Genomic DNA, 12,756 nt, shown 5'->3' with positions numbered 1-12,756 from the left:
TATAAAAAAGCCCTGACAAGTCAGGGCTTTTCGATTTGTATCAGCTTAATTAAGCGTGGCTAACTAATACCAATCTAATTGCATCAAGCTGTAGCTTGCTGCTGTCTAAATAACGGTTTAGCTCACCCATCTGCTCGCTTAAGTGACTAAGTTCTTCGTCACGAATGTTAGGGTTAACCGCTTTAAGTGCTTTTAAGCGCTCAAGCTCGCCTGACAGCTGGCTAGTCATCTTTTCACGTGCGCATTCAGTAAGCGTATGTAGCTCTGCATTGGCAAAGGCTTCAGCTTTAGAGAATAACGGATGTAAGATTGCTTGCGAGGCATTAACTAGCTTACTTGCGATATGACGGTTCACCGCACTCAACTGCTTGTTAAAGCTTTCGTAAGTCACGTTGTCAGACAGGTTATTACCGTTCTTATCTAGCAACACACGAATAGGTGTTGGTGGTAAGTAGCGGTATAGCTGACTTGACTTAGGTGCAGATGCATCGGCTAGGTAAATAAGCTCTAAGAACACAGTACCAGCAGGTAATGCCTTATTCTTCAGTACCGCAACGCTTGTCGTACCGGTTTCAGATGAAGTGATTAAGTCTAGACCCGTTTGTACCAATGGATGCTCTTGGGTGATCAACGCGATATCATCACGAGACAATGCCATGTCACGGTCAAATGTTACGGTAATACCGTCTTCTGGTAACCCTGGGTATGTTGGGAACATCATGTGTTCGCTTGGATGCAAGACAATCGCGTTCTCGCCGCTATCTTCTTGCTCAACACCAATAATGTCCCATAGGCGAATCACCGAGCCAATTAGCTGAGTATCTTCATCTTTTTCCGCCAGGCTTTGTACTAGCTTGTTAGCACGCACACCACCGTGAGAATTGATCTCAAGCAGTTTGTCACGGCCTTGCTCCATCGCCAGTTTAAGCTCTTGATAACGGGTCTTAGTATTATCAAGTAAGCTCGCTAGGGTCTCTTCATCATTATTCAACAAGGTTTCTAGTAACTCACCAGAAAACTCGTTAAATAGAATGTGACCACTTGGGCAAGTGCATTCAAAGGCGTTCAAACCTTGGTGATACCACTCAGTTAATCTTTCTTGTGCGGTGTTGGCTAAGTAAGGTAGGTGGATCTCAACATCGTTCTTTTGACCGATACGGTCCAAACGACCAATACGCTGCTCTAGTAGATCTGGGTTTAACGGCAGATCAAACAATACTAGGTTGCTGGCAAACTGGAAGTTACGACCTTCAGAGCCGATTTCACTACAGATCAGCGCCTGAGCACCACCGGTTTCTTGGGCAAAGTAAGCGCCAGCTTTATCGCGCTCGATAATAGACATGCCTTCGTGGAAAACAGTCGCTTGAATACCTTCACGGGTGCGTAGTGCTTCTTCTAGGCTTAGAGCCGTTTCAGCTTGGCTCGCAATAATCAGCACTTTCTTGCTGCGGTTGTTCTTTAGGAAATCAATTAGCCAGTCAACACGTGGATCGAACTTCCACCATGCCGCACTGCCGCTATCGAAATCTTGGTAGATCTTCTCTGGGCTAAGCACTTGGCGAACTTTAGCATTAGTATCTAAATGCTTGTTCATCATCGAGCTAACGCGGTAAGCTGTCACATACTGCTCAGGCATTTTTTGCGGATGTGTGTGCAAAATACGCTGCGGGAAGCCTTTTACAGATGCACGACTGTTACGGTATAGCACGCGGCCAGTACCATGGCGGTCAAGCAAGTCTTGCAATAAGCCATCGCGCGCTTGGAAGCGGCTGTCGGCATCCGCAGACTCATCTTGAATTAATTCAATGTTAGCGCTGATGTCTTTTTCAGATAAAAGACCCGTTAAGCTAGCAATTGCTTCAGCAGATAACTGCTCACCTGAGGCTAGGGCGTCCGCAGCAGTTGCAACGTCTTTGTAGCTGTCTTCTTCTTTTAAGAAAGCTTCATAGTCGTAGAAACGATCTGGATCCAGTAGTCGCAGACGCGCAAAGTGGCTCTGGTGACCTAATTGATCTGGGGTTGCAGTAAGCAATAGTACGCCAGGGATTTCTTCACTCAATGCTTCAACAATTTGGTAAGCACGGCTTGGCGCTTCTTCAGACCATTCTAAGTGGTGCGCTTCATCAACAACCATTAGATCCCAATCAGCATCTAAGGCTTGATCTAAACGGCGTTTTTTACGCAGTAGATCTAATGAACAGATCACTAGCTGCTCAGTATAGAATGGGTTGTCATGATCAGCATAAGCTTCAACACAACGGTCTTCATCGAATACTGAGAAGCGCAGGTTAAAGCGGCGTAGCATTTCGACTAACCACTGGTGGCGAAGTGTGTCTGGCACGATAACCAAAATACGCTCAGCACGGCCCGTTAGTAGCTGCTGGTGGATAATCAAACCGGCTTCGATAGTTTTACCTAAACCCACTTCATCGGCTAGCAATACGCGCGGTGCAAAACGCTGACCTACTTCGTGAGCAATCCACTGCTGATGCGGGATCAGTCCTACTCGTGGCCCTTGCAGTCCTAACAAGTCTGATGTGGCTAGCTTATTGCGAAGCTGCTGACATTGGTAACGCACATTAAATCTATCTAGACGATCGATTTGACCGGCAAATAAACGGTCTTGTGGTTTATTGAAACGAATGTTGTGATTAAGCAAAGTTTCGCGCAGGCTAACTTGCTCACCGGTTTCGTTATGAGTGCCGTGGTAAATAATCAGTGAATCTTTTTCTTCAACTTCAGTGACTGTAAGACTCCACTCTTCGTGGCTCTCGATACTGTCGCCTGGATTGTAGATAACACGTGTAAGCGGGGCTTCGGTGCGAGAAAACAATCTATTTTCGCCAGTGGCTGGGAAAAGTACGGTCACCATGCGACCTTCAACTCCAACAACGGTACCTAAACCTAATTCTGATTCAGTGTCACTGATCCAACGTTGACCTAAGGAAAACGGCATTTAAAACTCTCATATACTGGGTGAATCACAAGGGGCGCGTATGTTATACCAATCGCGAGCATATTGAAAATTGAACCCGCTAATATTCGCCTTAATCTGAAATAATAGTGTACTAAATAATCAGTTGCTCTGAAGTATTTTTTTGTGTCATGCCTTTGTCATATCGCCGCTATATCAATGGTTGTCTGTTGAAGATACAAAAACAGGTTTAAAAAATTACATAGAATATTGAAGCGCACGGTTATTGGTGGCAGTATAAAGTTAACGTTAACAAATTTATAACCAATAAAAGGAGCTGGGCATATCTTGTAATTGACTACTAATGCACAATTGGAGGCGCCATGGAACAAAACGACAGAAAGTTGTTTGTACTGGATACCAACGTATTACTGCATGAACCTTTAGCGATTTATTCCTTTAAGGAACATGACGTAGTCGTACCAATGACAGTTCTTGAAGAACTGGACCTGATTAAAGATAGAAAACGAGACGTCAGCCGTGATGCTCGAGTCGCGATTAGAGCATTAGAAGATATATTGGGTGGCCAAACTACCCCTGAGCAAATTGTCCAAGGCGTGCCACTACCGAGTCGAGAAGGTCAAGGCGAGGTATCGGGTTCACTCTCTATTTTCCCCGACCATCAAATCGAATTCACCATCGGCAGCATGCCTGGTGACAATAACGATAACCGCATTATTAACACCGCGTTACACCTGCAGCAATTGCACCAACCTCGTAGAGTCGTACTCGTTACTAAAGATATTAATATGCGCCTAAAAGCTAAAGGTGCGGGTATCGAGCAAGTTGAAGACTATCGAACCGATCAGTTAATCGATGATATTCGCTTTCTGACCAAAGGTTTTCATCGTATTGAAGGTGACTTTTGGGCACATACCGATGACGTAACGACTGAAAGTGATGGTCGTCATACAGTGCATAGTGTGCCACTCGAAAAGCTTGGCGATGATATGTTCTACACCAATCAATATCTGTTGGATGAAGGTAGTGAGTTCTGTGGTCGTATTATTGAAAAAACGCCGACAGAGCTTAAGTTTCTTGATTTAGGCCAAGAACGATTGCTCAATCTTGAGGCTTGGGGGATTAGGCCAAAGAATATTTATCAGGGTATGGCAATGCAAGCGCTGTTGGATCCAGACATTGATCTGGTTATTTTAACTGGCCCCGCAGGTTGTGGTAAAACTTTGCTCGCGATGGCCGCGGCGCTTGAATTGGTGGTTGAGCAAGGTAAGTATGAAAAAGTCATCGTTACCCGTAATACCCCTGAGATTGCCGAGTCGATTGGTTTCTTGCCGGGTACCGAAGAGGAAAAGATGGCACCTTGGTTAGCAGCGATTACCGATACCCTTGAAGTACTGCATAAGAATGACGTCAATCCTAGTGGTAGCATGAACTACATTATGGATAAGGCTAACATTCAGTTTAAGTCGATTAACTTTATGCGCGGTCGTTCGATTCAAAACTCAGTTGTATTGCTCGATGAGTGCCAAAACTTAACCGCGTCACAGATCAAAACCATGATCACGCGCATGGGTGAGGGCACTAAGTTGATTTGTAGTGGTAACTTGGCGCAAATTGACTCCAATTACCTCACCGCAGTGACCTCTGGATTGACCTATATTGTCGAACGTTTTAAAGATTTTGATGGCAGTGCAAATGTCTATTTAAATGGGGTTGTACGTTCACGTTTAGCTGAGTTTGCAGAAGAAAACCTATAGCTAATATTGTTTTCTAGGATGATTGATTAGGGCCTCACACTCGTAGAGGCCTTTTTTTAACTTTTAAGTTACATTTTTAAGCTATTATTGAAAGCTATCTTACTGATATTATTAACTCCAAAGGCCTGCTTTAAGGCGTTGCGCATTTGAATAATCTCAAAAGAGTATTACCAAGGGTTGTAAATGAAACGGATTGAACCGACGCTTCAGTTAAAGTCAACGATTCAAAAAAACTATAATCGAGCCGTTTTTTACACCTACATTGGCGTAATCATCATGGCGTCGCTTACCGCATGGATGTCATTTGACCGACAAAAAGCGCAGCTGATCCAGCAAACTGAAGAGTTAGTTGAACGTCATGTGCTGCAGGTCGATTTACTACTTGAGTCGAGTATTCGCGCGGTTAAAAGTCTGCGTAACGTGGCGGTTGATCATCTGCGTTTAGGAGAATTAGTCCGTAAAGAACGTTTACCTCAGTATGAAAAGTTTAACGAAAGCGGCCAGTTTTTTACCTTAGAGCCGAGCTATGCCAAAAGTGGTGAGCCATTTACCAATATGGGACGCATCACGGGCGCGGGCTCACTTAATGGCCGTAGCGACAAGTTTTATCAAGAACTAGAGATGCTATTTGAGCTGTCTCTATCTTTTCCTGTCGCCAATGAAGCGGCGCCTAAAGCCTCGTCTATCTACTACATCTCTAAACGCCGCATCATGTCGTATTATCCGTGGCCGTCTGATGAGCAACGATTTCGTGATGAACTGCTTAATAAGAAGCAGTTTCAACTAGTCACACCATCAAATAATCCGCAGCGCAGTATTGCCTGGAGCCCTGCATACGTAGAAGCCACAGGTAAAGGTTTGCTGACTACCTTAGGCGTGCCTATCTATTTAGAAGATGAGTTTATTGGCTCGATCAATTTAGATATGACACTTGCATCGCTGCGTAAGCAAATCCGCTTGTATTTTAAAATGCCGGGTACGGTTATTTTGCTGGATCAAAATAACAATATTTTGACCCACAGCGATATCGACACCTCTGATGTAAACCGGGTTTATCACATCAGCCAGAAGATCCCGTCTGAGCTGCACTCAATTCCTGAATCAGAGTTGTTTGATGCCCATGAAGGCATTATTCGTAATGGTTACTACATTCACTCGGTGGCTCTGCACAATGCACCGTGGCGTCTATTGTATCTACAAGATGTTGACGACCTATTTAAAGATTCGTGGGAAAAACTTGAGCTTACATTCCTATTAGTGGTGTTGGCGCTATCGATTTTGGTGACAATTGTTCACTGGCAAACACGTCGCTCGTTCGTTAATCCAGCATCGCGTTTATTGACTCATTTAGAAGAGTGTTCGGCTGAGCCAATCAAGCCTCCAGAAAAGATCACCGTAGGCTGGGCTCCATGGTTCCAGCTAGTGAGCCGAATTTTTGAAGAAAACAAACAGTACACACGGCATTTGGCTGAGCAAAACCGCCGGCTCGATAAGCTGGTGGCACAACGTACTGAAAGGCTAAAAGACACCACAGAGCGTCGCGAGCAAGAGTATGCACTATTGCGATCGCTACTCGACTCAATCCCTGAAGCGATTGTGTTTAAAGACAAAGAAGGCCGTTATTTAGGTTGTAATAAGTCGGCAGAGCGCATGTTAGGTTTCAGTGAGAGCGAAATGATCGGCCAGTTCTCAGATGCCTTAACGCCAGATGAGCAGGCGATACGTATTCGCGCTGAAGATGAACGCGTTTTAACGGATAGAACACCACTGCGTTATCAAGAAAAAGTCGATATTGCCGGTAAACCAGTATTGCTCGATGCACTTAAAATCCCATTTTATAACCGCCGTGGTGAACTACTCGGTTTGATTGCCGTATGGCGTGACGTAACCCGAGAATATGAATCTGCTGAGCAGCTACGTCTGTCTGAAGAACGTTATCACTTAGCCATGGATGCGGTAGAAGATGGTCTTTGGGATTGGTATTTAGATTCAGAGCAGATTATCTGTAACCCAGCGTATTACTCAATGTTGGGGTATAAGGTTAACGAATTCCCGGCACTCGTTTCGACTATAGACGAGCTTATTCACCCAGACGATCTGATTCGAGTACAAGAGTACCGCGAGCAATACCTAAGCGATCCTATTGGTGCTTACGACATCGAGTTTAGAATGTTAGGTAAGAGCGGTGAGTATCATTGGTTGCTATCTCGTGGGCGTATGGTGGAGTTTACTCCGAGCAATCAGCCAAAGCGTATGGTGGGTACCCATAAAGATATTACTCGTCATAAGCGTAACGAAGTGGCGATGCTGGAAGCCAAGCAAGATGCGGAAATGGCTAACCTGTACAAGAGTGAGTTCTTGGCCAATATGAGTCATGAAATCCGTACACCAATGAATGCCATTATCGGCATGTTACAGCTGGCGCAGCGCACCTCACTCACAGCACAGCAAAAAGATTACCTTGAAAAAGCTGGATTCTCGGCGCATTCATTACTACGAATTATCAACGATATTCTTGATTTTTCTAAAATTGAAGCCGGTAAACTGGAGCTTGAACGCGTGGGATTCCCACTGGATAAAGTACTAGAACATGCGCTAGATCTAAACGCACTTAAAGCACAAGAAAAAGGCGTTGAGTTACTGCTGTATGCACCGGTTACTGCTGGTTTGATCTTAGAAGGCGATCCGCTGCGTTTAGGTCAAGTACTGATTAACTTACTATCAAATGCCGTTAAATTTACTCAGTCGGGTGAAATCGAGCTCGGTTGTGAAGATGTTGGTGAGCGCGATCATCGCATCACGCTTAAGTTCTGGATCCGCGACACTGGTATCGGTATCACTAAAGAGCAGCAGGCGACTTTGTTTGATGCCTTTGCTCAAGCTGATGGTTCTACTACCCGTAAATATGGCGGCACCGGCTTGGGTTTGTCTATCAGTAAGCACTTAGTGTCAATGATGGGCGGCAAAATGCAGGTTGAAAGTGAAGTTGGTGAGGGGAGTACTTTTAGCTTCACCATTAGCTTTGAGATTGCCGAAGAAGCTGAGGTATTGCCATTAATCGTACCTGAAACCTTAGGTAACCTGAGAACACTGGTTATTGACGACAATCCTACGGCATTACAGATCTATTCGAGTGTGATGCGAGACTTCCATTTCCATGTTGATACAGCGGCAAGTGGCCCTGAAGGCCTTTATAAGCTTGAGAATAATCCGGTCGATCTGATCTTGTTGGACTGGATGATGCCTGAAATGGATGGTATTGAAGTCATTAATAAGATCGATGAAATGGTTGCAGACGGTCGTTTAGCAAAAAGACCCGTTATTATGATGATGACGGCATATGCCGCTGAGCCGATGCAAAAAGATGTTGCTGAAGCTAATGTCTATGCTTTGCTGCAAAAGCCGTTTAAGGCTTCATCTTTGTTTGATGAGATTATTTCAGCCTTTGCTGACGAGCCAAGTTTGAACCCTCTGCCAGAGGTGATGGAAGAAGTCGAAGATAAAGATGCGGGTTATATCTTGCTTGTAGAAGATAACTTTATTAACCAGCAAGTGGCGACCGAGCTTCTTAAGAGCGCGGGTTACACCGTCGACGTGGCTGAAAATGGTCAAATTGCTCTCGATATGATCGATAAAGCAACTTATGACGCCGTATTAATGGATATTCAAATGCCAGTAATGGATGGTCTTACGGCTGCTAAAGAGCTACGTAAGCGTTATTCAACTGAACAACTTCCAGTTATTGCGATGACGGCTCATGCTATGTCAGGCGATAGAGAAAAAAGTTTAGCTGCAGGCATGAACGCGCATATCACTAAGCCGATTGTGCTGACTGAGCTGTTTGACACCTTAAGTCACTGGATCACTAAATGCGGTAGAAAGTCTTAAGTAAACATTTGATCGCGATAGTTGTTCAAATAGACCAAGATAGGCTTGCTAAAGTGCAAGCCTATTTATTAAGCTGATCTAATGACTGATTAATAATAAAGACAATCGAGCTAAATACGATTGCGACCAACAAGATCAAGGAGATCGAATGAGACCCTACAAGCTCGCGCTGGCAATAGCACTTGCCGTTGTGCCCATGACCAGCGCCGTGGCTGCCACCACAAACACAGCAACGATTATAAAGAAAAGTCAGGCAGCAACAGGTTTCATTAATCTGTTTTATGAACAAGCTTCTGGTGAGTTATATCTTGAAGCCAATAAGCTTAACCAACCTTTTTTAATGCTCACCAGCCTGCCTCATGGCGTGGGATCCAATGATATAGGCTTAGACCGTGGCCAACTTGGTCGTACTCGAATGGTGCAATTTGAACGTCATGGTCCTTACCTTATTTTAAAACAGCTCAATACCGACTATCGCGCTAATACTGAAAATGCAGCAGAGCAGCGTGCAGTTAAAGAGGCGTTTGCTGAATCAGTATTATGGCGTGGCAAGTTGGTTACAGGTAAGCGCAACCTTGTAGCGATCAACGATCTAGTGGTGAATGATTTTCACGGGATCAGCGATGCTCTAGAGCGAAGTAAGCAAGGGAGTTATCACCTCGATAAGAGCAAGTCACTGATTTTGCCCGAAGGAGTAAAATCGTTTGAGCGCAATAGCGATATCGATGTGTTATTGACCTTTGACGCAGCTAAAGCCGGTAACTATGTGGCTCAGGTCACGCCAGATGCTAAACACTTGTCGGTTCGTTTACGCTATTCATTTATTGCCTTACCAGAAGAGGGCTATCAAGCTCGTGCTTATCACCCATTAAGCGGCTACCTGTCGGATGAATATCTAGATTATGGTACTCGCGTTGATGAAGATATTCGTCAGCGTTTTTTATTGCGCCACCGTTTAGAAAAAGTTACTCCGGGTAGCGCACCTAGCCAAGTGGTTAAACCTATTACTTACTATCTCGATCCGGGTGTACCAGAGCCTATCCGCAGTGCACTCCTAGAAGGTGCTAGCTGGTGGGAAGATGCCTTTACTGATGCGGGTTTTATTAACGGTTTTAAAGTTGAGTTATTACCAGAAGATGCCGATCCTCAAGATGTACGCTACAACGTGATCCAATGGGTACATCGCGCCACTCGTGGTTGGTCATATGGTGCAGCGGTTACCGATCCACGTACCGGTGAGATTATTAAAGGCCATGTGACGCTCGGTAGTCAGCGAGTGCGCCAAGATCATTTGATCGCCCGTGGCTTAACCGCAGGTTGGCAAGATCGCGCTGCTGCCGATGAAGCTTCTATGCAGTTAGCGTTAGCACGTATTCGTCAGTTATCTGCCCATGAGATTGGCCACACCTTAGGCCTAGATCATAATTTTGCCGCATCGAGCAATAACAATGCTTCAGTGATGGATTACCCACATCCAATGGTAAGTATTAATGGCGATAAAATTGATATCAGTAAGCCCTACGATGAAGGCATTGGTGCTTGGGACAAATACACTGTGGCTTATGGTTATGGTGAATACGCTGATCCACAGGCCGAGGCTGTAGGGTTAGCTCAATTGCGTGATGATGTACCAAAGCAAGGGCTGCGCTATATCGGTGAGGCTGATTCTCGTTCGGCAGCAGCGAGTAATGCCTACGCTAGCCTTTGGGATAATGGCAATGATCCAGTTGCAGAGCTGACTCGCTTAGCTGAAGTTAGAGCTAAGGCAATCAATGACTTCTCTGCAGAGGCTTTATTGGCAGAGCAACCTCAAGGTGAGCTACAAGACGCTTTTGTGCCAATTTACCTGCTCACACGTTTTCAAATAGCAGCTGCGGCCAAAATGATAGGTGGCACTACTTACAGCTACAGTGATGGTGTTGACGGTAAAACTTGGCACTATGTAGCGCCAGCGATTCAACAACAAGCGCTTGAAACGTTACTCACTACACTATCGGCAGAGCAGTTAGTTGTGCCAGAAAAGCTACAAGAGATCTTAGTGCCCAAAGCGGGGAATTATTACAAAACACGTGAAAGCTTTGATTCGGCACTTGGCGTCGTAACAGATCCTTTAGCAATGGCAGAAGGGTTAAGTCGTCTCACCTTGTCACAAATCTATGCACCAGCGCGGATCAATCGTGTCAATCAAGCATACCTAAGTGATAAAGAGCAGTTATCTGTGGCAAAGCTGACCGATAAGGTGTTTGCCCATACCGTATTTAGCGATATTCCTACTGGACATGAGTTGGGCGTGTGGATGCGAGTTAATGCGGTAACCCTTGATAGCATATTAGCGAGTTTCCATAACGAGCAAACACGTCCTGAAGTTAAAGCGCAGTTAGCGGAGCGTCTACATTATTTGGTTAAACAGCTAAAACGCAAAGTGAAGCGCGTCAGTGCATATGAAGCTGCGCACTTTGCTTGGTTGCAGCAGGGGGTCGAAAAAGGCCTAAAGGACGCAGACGCTAAGTTAATCGCTAAGCCTTTGGCATTGCCACCAGGTTCACCTATTTAACCTTTAGCTAATGAGCTGCTCACTAAAAGGCATGATGTATTCATGCCTTTTTTATTGCACAAAATCTCCCTACATGACGAGAAGCACTTCGACAATAGTTAATAATATTCACATAATTTGTGACCTTATGAGGTGATTTTTACCACTTGTCACTTGCAACAAACGTGGCAGTTGCAGTGATAATTTGGATTCATTTGTTATTTTGTTGCTACAAACAGACATTATTTCTTATGTTATAAAACAACTTTCAATTAACAATAAAAGCACCTTAACTCAGTTGCTTACAGCATCTCTCTAGCACGTAAATTACAAATTGCACTTAGTTTTTTGTGTTTTAAATTGTATCAAAATGCAATATTTGCCTCTTTTTTGTTCTCTAAAACGAACAAATAACTTATGCTGTTTGTTAAGCGAATGTAGGCAAATAAGATTGGAGTTGTATATGAATAAGTTAACCAGCGTAGCCTTAACACTAGCGATTGGCTGTATCTCTACTTCAGCAATGGCAGAACGACCTGATTTTTCGAAGACAGCTGCAGCACATGCAGATTATGATTTTTCTAAAAATGTCTCGGCTGCTGACCAGCCAAATCAAATTCAGCGCGTGTCGACACGCCATGATTTTTCAAAAACATTAGCAGCAACTAGCGACTATGATTTTGTAAAAAATCCACAGGCGCAAATGAGCGTCTATAATAAGCCAGCTAGCCAACATGATTTCTCTAAGACAGAGGCGTTGCGTAATAGCGGTATGTAAAGTTCGAGCGAGTTTAATAAAAAGGGCTACTGACGAGTAGCCCTTTTTTTATGGCTGGTTATTCAATTCGCTCATCGACTCGCTTGCTTAGACGGTAGGCATCGATAGCTGCAATTGCCCAAGATAACACAAACCCTGCAGTGGCAAGATTGACATAAAGCGCTTCGTTGCCAACAGGCGCTTGGGTCACTGCGCTGTAGATCGCATTGAGCTCTAACGGGATCTGACCATTCAATATTTGCTGTGAAATAAGCTGCGCACGCTCATAAGCATGCCACAGCAGATAAGAGAGTCCGCCCAATGAGCTGATTAAAAATACAGTCCCCATAAGTGGTTTTTTTAGATAAAAATGACCAGCGCCCGGACAAGCAAGGACTGATAACAGTAAAGCTTTCATTGATGTTTTCATGGATTGTGGCTTTTAATAAAGGCAGTGATCATTCGAGATCGATACGGCGGATCGCTTGTGTGAGAAAGTCACTCTTAGCTTGAAGGCGAGCTTTTATCTCATCATCACTTCGGTAGGTATTTAGTTGGCTGTTTACGCCTTGGAGCTCTTGTACTAACCAGCCACGGATCATCACGTAGTAGCGCGAATCCGTGCCATAATGGCTAATCAATTCTAGCGAATTTTTAGAGGGTTTCTTTATGGCGTTATCAAGCGCTTTCACCATCACGCCAATAGTATATTCTTCAGATTGCTCAGCTGGATTAGCTTGAGCTGGCAGGGTAAACATGGCGCTTAGTAGTCCCGCGCTTAAAAGCACTGTACTTAATAGAAGTGTGCTAGTGGTCAGTTTGTTGCGGTAGTTAAACTTCATTTACGCCCCCAATCTACAAATTGATTAGGCTAGATTAGCAGCCA

7 protein-coding genes are annotated in these 12,756 nt (G+C 44.5%); 4 read left to right on the top strand and 3 right to left on the bottom strand.

The window, feature by feature from the left end; translation table 11 throughout:
* Positions 1-49: 49 nt before the first annotated feature.
* Positions 50-2,956 (bottom strand): RNA polymerase-associated protein RapA, encoded by a 2,907-nt coding sequence (gene rapA, locus AB4298_RS13970; protein WP_371987189.1) that lies wholly within the window; start codon positions 2,954-2,956, stop codon positions 50-52.
* 341 nt (positions 2,957-3,297) lie between these two features.
* Here rapA and AB4298_RS13965 point away from each other — a divergent pair, with 341 nt between their 5' ends.
* The 4 genes from AB4298_RS13965 (at position 3,298) to AB4298_RS13950 (ending at position 11,891) form a co-directional block, all read left to right on the top strand.
* Positions 3,298-4,692 carry a PhoH family protein gene (locus AB4298_RS13965; protein WP_248999070.1) on the top strand — a complete coding sequence of 465 codons (1,395 nt, stop codon included), beginning with the start codon at positions 3,298-3,300 and terminating at the stop codon, positions 4,690-4,692.
* 183 nt (positions 4,693-4,875) lie between these two features.
* Complete coding sequence (locus AB4298_RS13960) at positions 4,876-8,580, top strand: response regulator (RefSeq protein ID WP_248999071.1); 3,705 nt, start codon at positions 4,876-4,878, stop codon at positions 8,578-8,580.
* A gap of 148 nt (positions 8,581-8,728) precedes the next feature.
* Positions 8,729-11,134, top strand: coding sequence for a zinc-dependent metalloprotease (locus tag AB4298_RS13955; protein ID WP_371987187.1), 2,406 nt, complete (start codon positions 8,729-8,731; stop codon positions 11,132-11,134).
* A 442-nt stretch (positions 11,135-11,576) separates the two neighbouring features.
* Positions 11,577-11,891, top strand: coding sequence for a hypothetical protein (locus AB4298_RS13950; protein ID WP_248999073.1), 315 nt, complete (start codon positions 11,577-11,579; stop codon positions 11,889-11,891).
* A 58-nt stretch (positions 11,892-11,949) separates the two neighbouring features.
* Here AB4298_RS13950 and AB4298_RS13945 read toward each other — a convergent pair whose 3' ends face one another.
* Both AB4298_RS13945 and AB4298_RS13940 read right to left on the bottom strand, forming a co-directional pair.
* The gene (locus AB4298_RS13945) at positions 11,950-12,300 is read right to left on the bottom strand and encodes a hypothetical protein (RefSeq protein ID WP_371987185.1); all 351 of its coding nucleotides are present in this window, start codon (positions 12,298-12,300) and stop codon (positions 11,950-11,952) included.
* A 28-nt stretch (positions 12,301-12,328) separates the two neighbouring features.
* Positions 12,329-12,712, bottom strand: a complete 384-nt coding sequence (locus AB4298_RS13940) for a hypothetical protein (RefSeq protein WP_371987184.1) — start codon at positions 12,710-12,712, stop codon at positions 12,329-12,331.
* Positions 12,713-12,756: the final 44 nt, after the last annotated feature.

The organism is Shewanella sp. 10N.261.52.F9, assembly GCF_041471165.1.
Taxonomy (GTDB): Bacteria; Pseudomonadota; Gammaproteobacteria; order Enterobacterales; family Shewanellaceae; genus Shewanella; species Shewanella marinintestina.
The sequence above is the reverse complement of the archived record's forward strand: the minus strand, read 5'-3'. Positions and strand labels throughout refer to the sequence as shown.